The organism is Floridaenema flaviceps BLCC-F50, assembly GCF_041929275.2.
Classification (GTDB): Bacteria; Cyanobacteriota; Cyanobacteriia; order Cyanobacteriales; family Aerosakkonemataceae; genus Floridanema; species Floridanema flaviceps.
In genome coordinates, this window is sequence record NZ_JBHFNR020000003.1 from 572,418 (window position 1) to 591,785 (window position 19,368).

At 43.5% G+C, this 19,368-nt stretch carries 2 protein-coding genes (both running past the window's edge); both read right to left on the minus strand.

Annotation, left to right across the window (positions count from 1 at the left end):
- Positions 1-14,465, minus strand: partial view of a non-ribosomal peptide synthase/polyketide synthase gene (locus ACE1CI_RS31610; protein WP_413262071.1) — the 5' portion only. The gene continues 9,589 nt to the left of window position 1, outside the view; 14,465 of the gene's 24,054 nt are visible here — the first part of the coding sequence; it begins with the start codon at positions 14,463-14,465; its stop codon lies beyond the left edge, outside the window.
- A protein-coding gene (locus ACE1CI_RS31615) for a non-ribosomal peptide synthetase (RefSeq protein ID WP_413262070.1) crosses the window boundary here: on the minus strand, positions 14,462-19,368 show its final stretch. 5,983 nt of this gene lie beyond the right edge of the window; the window shows 4,907 of its 10,890 coding nt (coding positions 5,984-10,890); the start codon falls outside the window, past its right edge — the gene reads right to left on this strand; it ends in the stop codon at positions 14,462-14,464. Before ACE1CI_RS31615 ends, ACE1CI_RS31610 begins: the two co-directional genes overlap by 4 nt.

Sequence of the window (19,368 nt, forward strand, 5' to 3'; positions counted from 1 at the left end):
AAATTTCCGGTAATAGAGAAAGTCATTTGCTCAAAATATACTCCGGTTTCGGGAGCATACAAAGTTTCAAATAACATCCCCTGTTGCATTGGCGATAAGGGATAAATATCCTCAATATTTTGCCAATTAGTTGTCTTTAGTCCTGATGTAAGTGCTGAAGTTGCTAAAACGCGATCGAGTTCTATTTGACTCAGTTTGACTAACGGGAAATCACTCGGAGTATAACCACCATTTTCTCTTGATAAACAATGAGTAATTAGCTCTCTAAGCAAAGCAATAAATTCTTGGGCAATCTGTTCAATGGTACTAGAGTAATGGACATGAGTGCTGTATATCCAATCTATGTGCAACTGTTCGTTAGTAATTATGGCGGTAATATCGAGTAAATTAGAGCGCTGACCTTGTAAACTTTGGCTATTTCCACTCGATTCATTCGCTAATTGCAGCAGCGAACTTTGATTTATAACTTGGCTAAATTGTCCCAGATAGTTAAAGCTAATTTCTGCTGTTTCTCTGGTTTGAAGTTGGCTCTTGATGTTGCGATCGCCAGATAAATAGCGCAAGAGTCCGTAGCCAATTCCTTTATTAGGAATCTGGCGTAATTGTTCTTTAACTGATTTTAAAGTTTCTCCCAGATTATCTGTTGTTTCCAGTTCGATCAGCACCGGGAAAATTGTGGTAAACCAACTGACAGTCCGGGATAAATCTACCCCTTCAATAATATCTTCCCGTCCATGACCTTCTAAGTTGAATAACACAGACTTTGAGTTAGTCCATTTACTCAAAACTAAGGCTAAAGCTGTCAATAAAACATCATTAATCTGAGTTTTATATGAAGAGGGGACATCTTGTAAGAGTGCGATCGTTTCCGCTTCATTTAACGACACAGAGATATTTTTAGCCGAAGCAACTAAGTTCTCTCCTCCGGGATAGTCTACAGGAATGCGAGAAACCTCGGCGTAAGATTCGCGCAACCAATAAGATAATTCGGATTTTAAAATCTCTGACCCAGCGTATTCTTGCAAATGTTTTGCCCAATCTTGGAAGGAGGTAGTTTTTGGTGGTAGTTGAATTGGTTTACCTTGACTTAATTGCTGGTAAGCTGTCTGCAAGTCTTCTAACAATATCCGCCAAGAGACTCCATCGACTACTAAATGGTGAATTACTATTAGTAATCTTCCTTCTTGGTTTTCTCCCCCTTTGAAATAGGCAACTTGCACGAGATTTTCTGCCAAATTTAAACTTGCTTGTAAGGTGTTGGCAGTGTTTTCAATGGTTACAGTAATCTCACTTTCTGAAAGATTGGATAAGTCGAAACAGGATATAGCAATGTTATCAGTTGGTGTGGCGTGAATCTGTTCCCAACCGGATTCTGTTTGGGTAAAGCGTAAGCGCAACGCATCATGATGGAGCAGTAATTGTTGCCAGATTGGTGCTAAGAGTTCGGGTTGGAAATGGGATGGCGTTGTCAGTAAAAATGATTGATTAAAGTGGTGCGGTTCAACCAAGTTTTGCTCAAAAAACCACTGTTGAATTGGCGTTAGTTCTACTTTCCCTGTGACTAATTCTTGAGAGATTTGAGTTACTTTGTTAGTACCTGCGACAGCCGCTAATTCGGCAATTGTCTGATTGGTAAATAGTTGTTTGACACTAAAGTCTAATCCCGCTTGCCTTGCTCTGGTGATGATTTGAATGCTCAAAATCGAATCGCCACCCAGTTCAAAGAAGTTGTCGTGAATGCCGACAAGTTCTACTCCCAATACTTGTTGCCAAATAGTTGCCAGTGTTTCTTCGGTTGGAGTGCGGGGGGCAACTATAGTGTTATCTATTCCCGATCGCAATTCTGGGATCGGTAGGGCGCGGCGATCGATCTTCCCGTTTGGTGTCAGTGGAAGAGTTTCCAGCAGCACGAAAGCACTCGGTACCATGTAATCTGGTAAAAGAGCTTTCAGATATTGCCGCAATTCACCAATTGTGGGCGTGGCTTCGGCTTGGGGTAAGATGTAAGCGACTAGGCGTTTAGTCCCTGGAATATCCTCACGAGCGATGACTACAGATGTCTGCACTTGGGGATGTTGGTTGAGCAAACTTTCAATTTCGCCTAATTCGATGCGGAAGCCACGAATTTTTACTTGATTGTCAATCCGTCCCAGGTATTCAATGTTGCCATCAGGTAAGTAACGAGCTAAGTCTCCAGTTTTGTAAAGTTTTGAGTTTTGAGTTTTGAGTTTTGAGTTGTTAAAGGGATTGGGAATGAACTTTTGATTAGTTAATTCTGGGCGGTTGAGGTAGCATAAGGCTAATCCAGCACCTCCAAGGTGTAATTCTCCTGGTACACCCACAGGTACTAGTTGTAGATTTTGGTCTAACAAATAGATTTGGGTATTGGCAATTGCCCGACCGATGGGGATAGTTGTCGCACTCTGGGGTAAGTCCTCTACCAAGTACCAAGAGGAAAAGGTAGTATTTTCCGTAGGCCCATAGACATGAAGCAGTTGTTGGGGCGCACCATGCCTGAGCACCTCTCGTACCCAGAAGGGATCTACCGCTTCACCGCCAAATAGTAGGTATCTTAAACCGCTAAACGCTTGTGGCACTAAACTGGCTAACTGATTGAATAGGGCGGTGGTTAAGAATAGGATGCTGATTTGGTTTTCCCGCAAACTTACCGCAAATTCTGGTGGCGACAGCAAGACTGATTTAGTGATTATGACTACTTTGGCTCCGTTGAGCAATGCTCCCCAAATTTCAAAGGTTGCCGCATCGAAAGCAATATTTGATGCTTGAGCAATGCGGTCATCAGCTGTTATTTGTATGTAGTTGGTATTTTTAACTAGCCGATTCACAGCTTGATGAGTGACAACTACTCCCTTGGGAGTTCCTGTTGAACCAGAGGTATAAATTACATAAGCTAGGTTTTCCGAACTAACTGTATTGTTGAGATTGTCCTGACTTGCTTGGTTAATGCTTTGCCAGTCGCTATCTAAGCAGACGACTAATTCTTGATGTTTGGGAAGAGACTCGACTAATTTCTCTTGGGTCAAGAGAACTTTCACCCCTGTATCGGTAAGCATAAAGCTTAAGCGGTCTTGGGGATATTCTGGATCGAGGGGTACATAAGCGCCACCTGCTTTGAGAATTCCCAATATTCCCACAACCATTTCCAGGGAACGTTCGACACAAATTCCCACTAGCACATCTGCACCCACACCTAATGAGCGTAAATAATGTGCTAATTGATTCGCTCTGTTGTTCAATTCTCGGTAAGTCAATTGTTGAAAATCAAACACCACTGCTACTGCATCGGGTGTCTTCTCTACCTGTTCCTCAAACAATTGATGGAGACACAAAGTAGCTGGATAGTCAGTTTGAGTATCGTTCCAGTCTACTAATAACTGTTGTTGTTCCGATGAAGTTAACATCGGCAATTGAGAAATTGGCACTTCGGGATTGGCAACAATGCCTTCTAGCAGGGTGACAAAATGACCTGTCATCCGCTCAATAGTGTTGTCATCAAATAAGTCGGTGTTGTACTCCCACAAGCCCACCAGTCCATCTGGGGTACTTTCCATTAATAAAGTTAAATCAAATTTGGCGATCGCCCGATCGATCTCTACAGGACTTAGGGTTAACCGGGTCAGTTCTAACTCGGACACAGGTGCATTCTGGAGGACAAACATCACCTGAAATAGAGGGGTATGACCCAGATCCCGTTCTGGTTGCAATGCCTCCACCAACATTTCAAACGGCAAATCCTGATGGGTGTATGCTCCTAAAGATACCTCCCGCACTCGATCGAGTAAAGCAGCGAAACTGGGATTATTTGATAGGTCTGTTCTGAGTACTAAAGTATTGACAAAAAAGCCAATTAACCCTTCTATTTCACTCTGGTTGCGGTTGGCAATGGGTGAACCCACCACAATATCTGTTTGTCCACTGTAGCGGTAGAGTAAGGTATTAAACGCTGCCAACAGAGTCATAAACAAAGTAACTCCTTGTTCTTGACTTAGTTGGTTCAATTTTTTGGTGAGTTTCTCTGACAGGGTAAACTGTTGATGTGCGCCTTGATAGGTTTGCACTGCTGGTCTGGGGCGATCGGTCGGCAGTGTAAGAAAAGCTGGTGCGCCAGCTAGTTGATTTTCCCAGTAACTTAATTGGGTTTGCAATACTTCACCTTGCAACCAATTTCTTTGCCAGATAGCAAAGTCAGTGTATTGAATTGGCAGTGGATTTAACGGTGATGGCAGACCTTGAGCATAAGCATTGTACAGTGCCGTTAGTTCTTCGACAAATACACCGATCGACCAACCATCAGAAACTATGTGGTGCATACATATCAACAAGATATGTTCGGTTTCCGACAACACCACTAATGTAGTTCTGAGTAAACAATCATTTGCCAGGTCTAATGGTGCTAGAGCTTGTTGTTGCAGTAATTGGGTTAGCGCACTTTCTGGTTCTTTTGTTGATAAATGTGTCCCATCTACTATTGATAAAGTCCAACTCGTTTGGGAGTGAATGACTTGTCTGGGTTGCCCATCCACCGTCAGGAAATTGGTTCGTAAAGCCTCATGACGCTGGATAATTTCTCGGAAGCTTTGTTCTAAGGCGGCGACACAGAGAGTTCCTCGCAAACGTAATGCGGCAGGGATGTTGTATAAGGCACTATCAGGTTGAAACTGGTCAATAAACCACAACCTAGTTTGGGCATAAGAGAGCGGTTGGTCGCTATGGTTATCTCTGGGTAAAAGCGGTGGCGAACTGGCTGGTAAATTCTGTTGCTGTAATTGCCCAATTATCCGCGCTAATTCAGCTATAGTGGGTGCTGCAAACAAACTCCTTAGTGGCAGTTCTACGAGTAAGTGGCTGCGAATCCGGGACATTAGTTGGGTGGCGAGTAGGGAATGTCCCCCTATTTCAAAGAAGTTGTCGTCAATCCCGACTTGATTTAGTTTGAGTATTTGTCCCCATAGATGACCCAGAATTTCTTCTATGGGCGTGCGGGGGGCTTGATACTTGTCTGTTTGGAGACTCTGGAAATCGGGCGCTTTTAAGGCGCGGCGATCGACCTTGCCATTTGGTGTCAGTGGGAAAGTTTCCAAGAATACTATTGCACTCGGCACCATGTATTCTGGCAGTTTCGCCTTCAAGTATTGCCGCAAATCATTCAGAGTCGGTGTCGCCTCAGTAAGAGTAGTAATGTAAGCAACTAGACGTTGATCCCCTGGAATATCGTCACGCACCATCACAACCGCGCCTTGGACTTGAGGATGTTGACTAAGAATAGCTTCGATTTCGCCCAACTCAATGCGGAAGCCGCGAATTTTTACTTGATTGTCAATCCGTCCCAAGTATTCAATGTTGCCATCTGGTAAATAGCGTGCTAAATCCCCAGTTTTGTAAAGTTTTGGGGGTTGGGGGGTAGGTGTTAGGGGTTGGGGAAATTCTTCTTCCCTACACCCTAACACCTGACCCCTATCCCCGAAGGGATTGTCTATGAATTTTTGACTTGTTAAATCTGGACGGTTCAGGTAGCCTCTGGCTAGGGAAACACCTCCGATGTGTAATTCTCCTGGTACTCCTATGGGTACTGGTTGCAGATATTGGTCGAGGATATAGATTTGGGTATTGGCTATGGGTCGTCCGATCGAGATTTTGGGATTGTCATTACTGTATCTTGCGATCGTGGCACAAACGCTAGTCTCTGTTGGCCCATAAGCATTGTAGAAGTTTCTCCCTATAGACCATTGTTGCATCAATTCCACCGCACAGGCTTCTCCTGCCACAATTAGTGTTTGCAGTGCCGGGAGTTCTTCTGATGGCAGAACTGCCAGTGCAGATGGAGGCAAGGTAACGTGAGTAATGCCATCATCACGTAAGCGCTCAACTAATGGCATACCAGGCATCAGAGAATCTTTGGTTCCCAGATAAAGTGTTCCCCCTGACCCAAAAGCCATAATCACTTCCCAGATCGAAGCATCAAAACTGAAGGAGGCAAACTGGAGAACGCGGCTCCCTGAATCCAAACCAAAAGCCTGAATCTGAGCCATTGCTAGGTTACGTAAGCCTTTATGCTCAACCATCACCCCTTTAGGTTTACCTGTAGAGCCGGAAGTGTAAATCAAATTTGCCAGATTAAAAGCACTTACCCCACCGATCGGGTTATCTTGGCTATGTTGGATAATTTCTGACCAGACTTCATCCAAACAAACAAGTTGTGCATGATGCTCAGGTAACCTTTCGAGAAGTTGCCGTTGACTGAGCAGAACAGAAACTTGAGCATCTGACAAAATAAAGCTTAAGCGGTCTTGGGGATAGGTTGGGTCGATTGGGACATAAGCTCCACCCGCTTTGAGAATCGAGAGTATTCCCACTACCATCTCTAGGGAACGTTCTACACAAATACCAACCAACACATCTGCACCCACACCTAATGAGCGCAAATAATGTGCTAACTGATTCGATCGACTATTCAATTGCGAGTAAGTCAGTTGTTGTCCTTCAAACACCACTGCTACTGCATCTGGAGTACGTTCTACCTGTTCTTCAAACAACTGATGTAAACACTGTTGGGCCGGATAATCAATTTGAGTATTGTTCCACTCAATTAACAGTTGATTTTGTTCAACTGCGGTTAACATTGGTAATTGAGAAATTGGCACTTCGGGATTGGCGACAATGCCTTCTAGCAGGGTGACAAAATGACCCGTCATCCGCTCAATAGTGTCCCCATCAAACAAGTCGGTGTTGTACTCCCACCACCCCAATAGTCCATCTGGGGTACTTTCCATTGACAGAGTTAAATCAAATTTGGCGATCGCCTGATCGATTTCTATTGGTGTTAGAGTTAACCCATCTAACTCGACAGGAGACAACGGCGCATTCTGGAGGATAAACATCACCTGGAACAGTGGTGTATAGCTGAGGTTGCGTTCTGGTTGCAATGCCTCCACCAACATCTCAAACGGTAAATCCTGATGAGCGTAAGCCCCTAACGACACCTCCCGCACTCGATCGAGCAGTTGGTCGAAACTGGGATTAGTTGATAGGTCTGTTCTGAGTACTAAAGTGTTGACAAAAAAGCCAATTAACCCTTCGATTTCACTCTGGTTCCGGTTGGCAATGGGTGAACCCACCACAATATCTGTTTGTCCACTGTAGCGGTAGAGTAAGGTATTCATAGCTGCCAACAGCGTCATAAACAAAGTTACCCCTTGTGCTTGACTCAGTTGGTTTAATTTCTCGGTTAGTTGGGCTGACAGGGCAAACTGTTGATGTGCGCCCACAAAGGTTTGCACTGCCCGTCTGGGGCGGTCTGTGGGTAGTGCTAATAGAGGTGGCGCATCTGCGAGTGATGCAAGCCAGTAACTTAATTGGCTTTGCAACACTTCCCCTTGCAACCATTCTCGCTGCCATAAGGCAAAGTCAGTGTACTGAATTGGCAGTGGACTTAATGGTGATGGTTGACCTTGAGCATAAGCATTGTACAGTGCCGTTAGTTCTTCCACAAATACACCGAGCGACCAACCATCAGAAACTATGTGGTGCATACACAAGCTCAAAATGTGTTCGGTGTCCGACAGTGCGATTAATGTGGCTCTGAGTAAGCAATCATTTGCCAGGTCTAATGGTGCAAGAGCTTGTTGTTGTAATAATCGTGCTGCTTCCTGGTTTGATAAATGTCTCCCATCAACTATTGATAATTTCCAGTTGGCTTCTTCATGAATGATTTGTATGGGTTGCCCATCAACGGCAATAAAATTGGTTCGTAATGCCTCATGGCGCACCATAATTTCTCGGAAGCTTTGTTCTAAGGCGGCTACGTCTAAGTTTCCGACCAAACGTAATGCGGCAGGGATGTTGTATAAGGCACTATTCGGTTGCAACTGGTCGATAAACCACAATCTGCTTTGGGCATAAGAGAGCGGTCGATCGCTATAGTTGTCTCTGGGTAACAGTGGTGGCGAATTCAGTTGTAAATTCTGTTGCTGTAATTGCTGTATTATCGGTGCTAATTCTGCAACTGTGGGTGCCGTAAACAAAGTCCTTAGTGGCAGTTCTACTTGTAAGTGGCTGCGAATCCGGGACATTAGTTGGGTGGCAAGGAGTGAATGTCCCCCTAATTCAAAGAAGTTATCGTTAATCCCGACAGAGTGAAGTTTGAGAACTTGCGAAAACAGATGAACCAGAATTTCTTCTATTGGGGTGCGTGGTGCTACATAGTTTTCTGTGGGTGCGTTGTCGAAATCTGGTACTCTTAGGGCGCGACGATCGATTTTACCGTTGGGTGTGAGTGGCAGGGTTTCCAGGAAGACAAAGGCACTCGGTACCATGTATTCTGGCAGTTTCGCTTTGAGATATTGTCGCAGTTCGTTGCTTGTGGGTGTGACTTCTGAATTGGAAACGAGATAAGCCACTAGTCGTTTTTCTCTACTGTTGTCAACAGGAGCGATGACTACAGATGTTTGGATTTGGGGATGTTGACTAAGAATAGCTTCGATTTCCCCTAACTCAATGCGGAAACCGCGAATTTTTACTTGGTTATCGATGCGTCCCAAGTATTCGATATTACCATCTGGTAAATAGCGAGCCAAATCTCCGGTTTTATACAGGCGAGAATTCGGTTCATTGCTAAAGGGATTGGCGATGAATTTCTCAGTAGTTAATTCTTTCCGGTTCAGGTAGCCTCGTGCTAATCCCACGCCGCCGATATGCAATTCTCCTGGTACTCCAATTGGTACTGGCTGGAGTTGGCTGTCGAGTATGTAGATTTGGGTGTTAGCAATGGGACGACCGATGGGTACAGTATTAAGTTGACTTTGCTCGAGGCATTCCCAGTATGTGACATCGATCGCCGCCTCTGTCGGCCCATAAAGGTTGTGTAATTTACAACTCAAACGCTCGAAGAATTTGGCTTGTAAGTCAACTGATAGAGCTTCTCCACTACAAATCACTTGCCGCAAACTCTCACATAATCTTAAGTTTGGACTCTCCAAAAATATTTGCAGCATCGAAGGCACAAAATGCAAGGTAGTTACCTGCTGTTGAGAGATCAGATTCACCAAATACTCAGAGTCCCGATGTCCCCCTGGTTTGGCTACCACTAAACGGCTACCATTACACAAAGTCCAGAAAAATTCCCACACTGAGACATCAAAGCTAAAGGGTGTTTTTTGCAACACTACATCATCTGTTGTTAGTTGGTATTCCTGTTGCATCCACAACAGACGGTTACAGATGCCTTTGTGGGTATTCATTGCACCTTTAGGCTGACCTGTGGAACCAGAGGTATAAATGACATAAGCCAAGTTTTCTGGTTGCACTTGAGTGAGCAGATTTTCAAAGCTAAACTCCTGAATCCCTTGCCAGTCTGTATCGAGACAAAAGATTTGTGCGCTCTGTTCGGGAAGAGTGTCGAGTATTTTTTGTTGCGTTAGCAGCACTGACACCAGGGAGTCGGAGAGCATAAAGCGTAAACGCTCAGTGGGATACTCTGGATCTAGGGGAACATAAGCGCCACCTGCTTTGAGAATCCCCAACAGTCCGACTACCATTTCTATTGAACGTTCTACACATATCCCTACGGGCACATCTGCACCAACACCCAAAGAGCGTAAATAATGTGCTAATTGATTGGCTCGATTATTCAATTCCCGATAAGTTAGTTGTTGATGCTCAAATACTACGGCTACGGCATCTGGTGTCTTCTCTACCTGTGCTTCAAACAACTGATGTAAACATTTATCGATCGCATAATCAACTTGAGTATCATTCCACTGAACTAACAACTGCTGCTGTTGGGATCGCGTTAATATCGGCAATTGGGAAATTGGTGTTTGGGGATTGGCGACAATTGCTTCTAGCAGTGTGACAAAATGACCTGTCATCCGCTCAATGGTACTGCCATCAAACAAGTCGGTGTTGTACTCCCACCACCCCACTAGTCCATCTGGGGTACTTTCCATTGCCAAACCTAAATCAAATTTGGCGATCGCATTTTCTACTTCTACAGTCGTTAGCTTTAATCCATCTAGCGGGACTAAAGACACAGGCGCATTCTGAAGCGCAAACATCACCTGGAACAGAGGTGAATAGCTGAGGTTGCGTTCTGGCTGCAATGCCTCCACCAGCATCTCAAACGGCAAATCCTGATGTGCATAAGCCCCTAAAGACACCTCTCGCACTTGATTGAGTAATTTGGTGAAACTCTGATTATTTGATAGATCTGTCCTCAACACTAAAGTATTGATAAAAAAGCCAATTAACCCTTCGATTTCATGGTGATTCCGGTTGGCAATAGGTGAACCGACTACAATATCTGTTTGTCCACTGTAGCGGTAGAGTAAGGTATTAAATGCTGCCAACAGGGTCATAAACAAAGTTACCCCTTGTTCTTGACTTAGTTGGTTCAATTTCTCGGTTAGTTCAGCAGATAGGGCAAACTGTTGATGTCCACCGACGAAGGTTTGTACTGCCCGTCTGGGTCGATCGGTCGGGAGTGATAATAAAGCTGGTGCATCAGCCAGTGATGCAAGCCAGTAACTTAATTGGGTTTGCAGAACTTCACCTTGTAGCCATTGTCGCTGCCAGATAGCAAAGTCTGCGTACTGAATGGGCAGTGGGTCTAATGGTGAGGGCAAACCTTGAGCATAAGCATTGTACAGTGCTGCCAGTTCTGCAAGTAATACACCGATCGACCAACCATCAGAAACTATGTGGTGCATACATATCAACAAGATATGTTCGGTTTCTGACAGTGCGACTAATGTGGCTTGAAGCAAGCAATCATTTGCTAAATCAAACGGTTCAATTGCTTTTTGTTGCAGTAATTCTAATAGTAGGGGCGGGTTTTGTCCAGAGATTGTCTGTGGTTGAGAAAGGTTGTCTGCTAAACCCGCCCCTACAAGTTGATTTGGGGATAAATCTTTGAAGTCAACAACTGATAATCTCCAGTTAGTTTGACCCTGAATAATTTGATGTGGTTGCCCATCAACAGTAATAAAGTTAGTGCGTAATGCTTCGTGGCGCACCACAATTTCTTGAAAACTTTGTTCTAAGGTAGCAATAGAGAGATTTCCTTCTAAACGTATTGCAAAAGGTATGTTGTATAAACCACTATTGCTTTCAAATTGGTCGATAAACCACAACCTTGTCTGGGCAAATGAAAGTGGTAAATCGTTATTGTTGTCTCGTTTAACAATCGGTGGCGCACTAAGTTGTAAGTCTTGTTGCTGTAACTGTTGAATAATTGGGGCTAATTCAGCTATAGTTGGTGCGCCAAATAGACTCCGTAAGGGCAGTTCTACTTGCAAGTGGCTGCGAATGCGGGAAATCAGTTGAGTGGCAAGGAGTGAATGTCCCCCTAGTTCAAAGAAGTTGTCGTGAATCCCAACTTGATTTAGTTTGAGGATTTGTTTCCAAGCTGTGATGAGGATTTCTTCTACTGGGGTGCGGGGGGCTTGATATTTGTCTTGTTGTTGGGTCTGAAAATCTGGTGCGGGTAGGGCGCGACGATCGATTTTGCCATTTGGTGTCAAGGGGAAGGCTTCCAGAATGACGAAAGTGAACGGCACCATGTACTCTGGAAGCTTGGATTTCAGGTATTCCCGTAGTTCGTTGCTTGTGGGTGTTGCTTCTATTTCGGTTGTGATGTAAGCAACTAGGCGTTTATCTCCTGGAATATCCTCACGAGCAATGACTACAGCGGTTTGCACTTGGGGATGCTGATTTAAGATAGCTTCTATTTCGCCTAATTCAATGCGGAAACCACGAATTTTTACTTGATTGTCAATCCGTCCCAGGTATTCAATCTTGCCATCGGGTAAATAGCGGGCTAAATCCCCAGTTTTGTAAAGTTTTGGGGGTTGGGGGGTAGGTGTTAGGGGTTGGGGAAATTCTTCTTCCCTACACCCTAACACCTGACCCCTATCCCCGAATGGATTGTCTATGAATTTTTCATTAGTTAATTCTGGTCGGTTAAGGTAGCCTTTGGCTAATCCAGCACCACCTATATGTAATTCTCCTGGTACTCCGATGGGTACTGGCTGGAGATATCGATCGAGAATGTATATTTGAGTATTAGCGATCGGACGACCAATAGATTCTAAACTATCTTGAGTACCAGCAATGCCAGCATCGGCTTCTACTCTAGAAATCGTTGACCAAATAGTAGTTTCTGTAGGACCATACACATTCCACAAACACTGGCTTCTCGAAAGAAGTGCTACAGCTAATTCATGAGTTAATGCTTCACCACCACAAAGAATTTTTAACTGATGATTGCCTTGCCATCCAGCGCTTAAGAGCAGTCGCCAAGTTGCTGGAGTTGCTTGCATGATTGTGGCACCAAATTGCAGCAACTTCTCGGATAATTTTATGCCATCAGCACTCTGTTCGCGAGGGAGTAAGACAACTTGAGCACCGACAATTAATGGTAAGTAAAATTCTAATCCGGCAATGTCAAAACAAATAGTAGTAACTGCCAGAAGAATGTCTTTGGCAGTGATGTTTACCTCCTGTTTCATTGAGTAGAGAAAGTTGGTCAGACTAGAGTGTGAAATTTGAACGCCTTTAGGTTGTCCTGTTGACCCAGATGTATAGATTACATAAGCTAAGTTTTCTGTAGAAACTTGACTAACTATATTGTTTTGATTTTGCTGGGCAATGATTTCCCAATCTGCATCTAAGCTGATGAGATGAAGGTCAATTTTAGGTAGTTGCCCGAGCAATTTTTCCTGGGTCAAGAGTACTGACACCAGGGAATTAGACAACATAAAAGCTATACGTTCAGTGGGATATTCTGGGTCTAGGGGAACGTAAGCTCCACCTGCTTTGAGAATGCCTAGTAATCCCACAAGCATTTCTAGAGAACGTTCGACACAAATCCCGACTAGCACATCTGCACCTACACCCAAAGAGCGCAAATAATGTGCTAACTGATTTGCCCGATCGTTTAATTCCCGATATGTCAATTGTTGAAAATCAAACACTACTGCTACTGCGTCTGGTGTTTTTTCTACTTGTTCTTCAAACAATTGATGGACACATTTATCGATCGGATAATTAGTTTTTGTATTATTCCATTCTATTAAAAGTTGATTTTGTTCAACTGCGGTTAAAATTGGTAGTTGGGAAATTGGCATTTGAGGATTAGCGACAATAGCCTCCAACAAAGTCACAAAATGACCCAACATTCGGCTGATTGCGCCATCATCAAAACGATTGGCATCGTAACTCAGCCTAACCAATAATTGTTCCCCAGGCTCAACAAAAAGTGTTAAAGGATAATTAGTTTTTTCAATAACCTGAACATTCTTAAGTGAAAAATCACCTTTGTCTTCGAGGACAGTACTATCTACCAAATAGTTCTCGAAGATTACAATGCTGTCGAACAAAGAAGTACCTCTAGGTACATTACTAAATCCCTGAATTTCCACTAAGGAACTATAGGAAAATTGTTCTGAGTCTACAAGTTGTACCTGTACATCTTTCAACAAACTTAAAAGTTCTGTTTGTTCTGAGATTTGAACGCGCAAAGGTAAGGTGTTAATGAACAAGCCTACCATTGACTCGACTCCTGCGATCGCAGGCGGACGACCAGAAACAGTGGCACCAAACACCACATCATTTTCTTGAGAATAGCGAGACAGCAACAAAGCCCAAGTTGCCTGCGCCAAATTAGCAAGTGTTAATTGATGTTCTCGGACAAAAGTATTAGCATTTGCTGTTGCTTCACGACTTAAGCGGATTTCTTTTTCTTTATAACTAGGCGTTCCATTTTCCCGGTTAGATAAAGGTTTATCGACCATCAAAGGAGTCGGGGCACTAAAACTGGCAAATTTTTCTCGCCAATAATCTTCAGCTAACTTTTGATCTTGTTTCTGTAGCCAAGCAATATAATTTCGGTAGTTGAGTGCGGGTTGATAAGTTAAAGTTTTTCCTTGGGAGATTGCTTGGTAAAAGTTCAATAAGTCTTTAAACACCAAAGATAAAGACCAGCCATCAAGTAATAAATGATGATGACTCCAAACAAATTGGTAAGTATTTTCCTCACATTGAATTAGATGTAAACGCATCAATGGCGCTTCGGAAAATGAGAAACCTTGCTGCTGTTGGGCATCAAGAAATACTTGTAATTGCTGTTGCTGCTCTTGTGTAGATAAATTTCGCCAGTCGAATGTTTCGATCGCCACATTCACTTGTCGATACACCACTTGTGTCGGCTGGCTCACACGCTCCCATAAGAAAGCTGTACGGAAAACTGAATGTCTCGCTACTACTTGTTGCCAAGCTTGCTTAAATGCTGATACATCTAAGTTTCCCTCAAAAGTACAAACTACCTGCTGAAAATATACTCCTGAGTCGGGAGCATACAAACTTTCAAACAGCATCCCCTGTTGCATCGGAGATAAGGGATAAATATCCTCAATATTTTGCTTGTTAGGTTTGTTAATTTCAGGTTTCATAGATTTTCTAAAATTTGATCTAGTTCTAGTTGGCTAATTTGTGCTAAGGGGAAATCACTAGGAGTAAAACCAGCATTTTCCGGTGATAAACAATGGGCGATTAACTCTTGCAAAGTGGACACAAATTCTTGGGCAATTTTCTCGATCGTGCTGGAAAAATGCACGTTGCTACTGTATATCCAATCAATTTGCAGCCGTTCGTTGGTAATAATAGCATTGATTTCGAGTAAATTAGAGCGCTTACTTTGTAAACTTTGGCTGTTTCCACTCGATTCCTTTGCCAATTGTAGCAGAGAAGATTGATTGAACAACTGACTAAATTGACCCAAATAATTGAAGCAAATTTCGGCTTCTTTTAGGTTCTTGATTTGGCTTTGGATGTCTCGATCGTCAGTTAAATAACGCAATATTCCATAGCCAATTCCTTTGTTGGGGAGCGATCGTAATTGTTCCTTGACTGATTTTAAAACCTCTCCTAAATTCTGTTTATTGCTGTCTTCGAGTTGTACACAAACCGGGAAAATTGTGGTAAACCAACCAACAGTTCGGGATAAATCTACACCTTCAATAATATCTTCCCGTCCATGACCTTCTAAGTTGAATAACACAGAGTTGGAGTTAGTCCATTTACTCATAACCAAGACTAAAGCTGTCAATAATACATCATTAATCTGGGTAGAGTAAGCTTTCGGAACATCTTGTAAGAGTGCTTGAGTTTCGGCTTCATTTAACGACACGGAGATATTCTTAGCCGAAGCAACGGTGTTTTCTCCTTGAGGATAGTCTACAGGAATACCAGAAACATTGGCGTAAGATTCGGTCAACCAATACGCTATTTCGGATTTTAAAACATCTGATTGAGCATAATTTGTTAACTGTTGCGCCCAATTTTGGAAGGAGGTTGTTTTCGGTGGTAGCCCAATTACTTGACCTGACGAGAGTTGTTGGTAAGCTGTCTGCAAGTCTTCTAATAAAATCCGCCAAGATACACCATCAACTACTAAATGGTGAATTACTATTAGTAATCTTCCTTCTTGGTCTTCTCCTAATTTAAAATAGGCGACTTGGACGAGATTTTCTGCCAGATTTAAACTTGCTTGTAAGGAGTTGGCAGTGCTTTCAATGGTAGCTGTAATCTCGCTTTCTGGAAGATTGGATAAGTCAAAATAGGAGATGGCAATCTTATCACTTGGACTGGCATTAATCTGTTGCCAACCTGATTCTGACTGGGTAAAACGCAAGCGCAACGCATCATGATGTATCAGTAGTTGTTGCCAGATTGGTTCTAAAAGTTCGGGTTGGAAGTTAGATGGTGTTGCGAGTATAACTGCTTGATTAAAATGGTGGGCTTCAACCAAGTTTTGCTCAAAAAACCATTGTTGAATCGGTGTTAATTCTACTTTTCCGGTAACTAATCCTTGTTCGATTTGAGTTACTTTACTAACACCTGCAACTGCGGCTAATTCAGCAATTGTCTGATTGGTAAATAGTTGTTTGACACTCAGTTCTAATCCCGCTTGCCTTGCTTTGCTAATGATCGAAATGCTGAGGATGGAATCGCCACCGAGTTCAAAGAAGTTATCGTAAATGCCGATTTCTTCTACTCCCAGGACTTGTTGCCAAATAATTGCCAGCTTTTCTTCTGTTGAAGTGCGAGGATGCACTATATTCTGATCTATTCCCGATCGCGATTCTGGCATGGGTAGAGATTTGCGATCGATCTTCCCATTATGTGTTAATGGCAGCGATTCTAGGAACACAAAAGCACTTGGCACCATATAATCTGGTAACTTGGCTTTGGCGTGCGATCGCAATTCGTTGGTTGTGAGTGTCCCTTCTGTTTCGGCTACGATGTAAGCCACAATCCGTTTATTCCCAGGAATATCTTCCCGCACGATGACCGCAGCGGCTTGCACTTGGGGATGCTGGCTCAAAATCGCTTCGATTTCGCCTAACTCGATGCGGAAGCCACGAACTTTTACTTGATTGTCAATCCGTCCTAAGTATTCGATGTTGCCATCAGGTAAATAGCGTGCTAAATCCCCAGTTTTGTAAAGTTTTGGGGGTTGGGGAAATTCTTCTTCCCTACACCCTAACACCTGACCCCTATCCCCGAAGGGATTGTCTATGAATTTTTCATTAGTTAACTCAGGTCGATTCAGGTAGCCTCTGCCTAATCCGGCACCACCTAGATGTAATTCTCCTGGTACGCCTACTGGTACTGGTTGACAATATTCATCGAGTATGTATACCTGGGTGTTAGAAATCGGGCGACCGATAACACATTGTTTGTAAATCTGCGGCTGGCAACTCCAGAAAGTTGAATCGATACAAGCTTCTGTTGGGCCATAGAGATTGTACAAATTCACATCTAGCTTACTCAACAAACTCTCTTGCAAAGCCACTGGCAAGACTTCACCCCCACAGAAGACATCTTTGAGGGATTGACAAGTTTCGATTCCTCCCTGCTCTAAAAGCATTTGCAGCAAAGATGGCACAAATTGCACCCTATTTACCTGCTCTTGGGCAATTAATTTTAACAGGTAAGCTGGGTCAGCATGACCTCCAGGTTCAGCTAGGATCAACTGTCCGCCCACGATTAATGGAGCGTAGAATTCCCATACCGAAGCATCAAAGCCAAAAGGCGTTTTTTGCAACACTTTGTCTTTTTCTGTCAAGGGGAATGTGGCTTGCATCCAATTTGTATGGTTGCAAATGTTACTGTGACACAGCATTACCCCCTTCGGTTGACCAGTGGAACCCGATGTATAAATTACGTAAGCCAGGTTCTCTGGTGCAACATTCAGAGTAGGATTATCTCGATCGCACTGACTAATAACTTGCCAGTCAGTATCCAAACAGACAAGCTTGGCTTTAGTTGGGCTGAGGCTCTTCAAGAGTCGTTGTTGGGTCAGAAGTATGGAAACTTGAGAGTCTGACAACATGAAGCGCGATCGCTCAATGGGATAATCTGGGTCTATTGGGACATAAGCACCACCTGCTTTGAGAATACCCAAAAGTCCTACTACCATTTCGATCGATCGTTCTACACAAATACCCACCAGCACATCTGCACCCACACCCAAAGAGCGCAAATAATGAGCTAACTGATTCGCTCTTACATTCAACTGCTGGTAAGTCAATTGTTGAAAATCAAACTTTACTGCTACTGCCTTTGGGGTTTTTTCTACCTGCTCTTCAAACAACTGATGCAGACATTTATCAGTGGGAAAATCAGCTTGAGTGTTGTTCCATTCAATTAATATCTGATGCCGTTGCTCGCTATTAAGTAGAGGTAACTCCCGCAAACGTTGGTTTGGATCGCTCTTCACCGCTTCCAGCAAAGTCTGGAAATGACCCAGCCAACGCTCAACAGTGCCAGGATCGAATAAATCCGTATTGTAATCGCATTCAATCAATAGCTCACCCGCCATCTCCGTCACATTTAAATGTAGATCCCGGTCTTTAAAGTTAATGGCTTGAGGATATAAACTAACCTCCAGACCAAAAACTTCTGGCGGAGTAGTATGTGGCTCTAAATTAAAGCTGACACTAACTAAGGGAAGGCGACTGTTGTCTCTTGGTAGATTGAGTCGATCGATCAATTGGGCAAAGGGGTAATCTTGGTGTTCGTAAGCCTGCAATAAAGTACCCCGCATTTGTTTGATGTATTCTGCGAAAGTAGGATTACCCGACAACTGACTACGAATTGGTAATATATGGGTGCAGTAGCCAACTATCCCGTCACTGCCATTCATCGATCGACCAGAAGTAGGAACCCCCACAATAATGTCATCCTGTCCCGTTAGTCGATGAAATAACGTTGTGTAAACTGATAGCAGCGTCATTAGCAGCGTACAACCCTGCTTGCGACCCAAGAGTTTGAGGCTTTTAGTTGCTTCAGAATCAAGCTTAATGGTTTCTCGATCGCCGTTATAGGTTTTAATCGGTGGACGAATGTGGTCAGTGGGTAATTCTAATACAGGGGCTGCACTTAACTTATTCAACCAGTATGATTCATGAGCCTTCATCTCCTGCGAGGCAAGCTGCTGATTTTGCCAGTTGATAAATTCTCGAAATTGTGTTGGGCGATCGTAATCGCAAACTACCCCTTGACACTCATCTGAATACAGCTGCATTAACTCTCGGAAAATAACTCCTAATGACCAGCCATCAACTACGATGTGATGGGCGCTCAAAACTAATACATGGAGTTCTGGTTCTAACTTAAGGATATACAGACGTACTAGCGGACCCTTTTCGAGGTCAAAAAGTTTTTGGCTTTCCTCGCGAAAGAATGCGGCTACTTGCTCGTCGCGTGCAACATCTCCACCACTAAAGTCTAATACAGGACAATCGATTTCGATTGAAGGTAGAATTTCTTGCACATCACCTTCTGGACTGATTTTTGTCCGTAAAGCCTCGTGACGATCGACTACTTTCTGTATTGCTTTGCTCATTGCCTTTAGGTTCAAAGCACCTCGCAATAGCACCGTTGAATGTTCATTATAGGCAACTGAGCTATCTTCTCCCATCTGGGCTAATGTCCAGAGTTGCTTTTGGGCTTCAGTTAGGGGAATTAACAGGGGGTTGGGGGTTGGGTGTTGGGTGTTGGGGGATTTGTCTTCTTCCCTATCACCTAACCCCTGACCCCTATCCCCTTGTTGACAGATGTCTTTGAGAGTGTTGAGGTGGGGTAAGTTTTCTAGTACTAATTTTTCATCAACACCGAAGTCGATAAAACAGGCGATTTCGTCAACTCCGATCGATCGCAATTTCTCTATTACGCTTGCACAGGAGTCGGGAGTGCCAATCAAAGCACCTGTCTGTATATAACGTTGATAAGCCGAGGATAAGAGATAGTCCCTGTCTTCCTGTGTGAGTTGGTCAAAATCAACTGGCA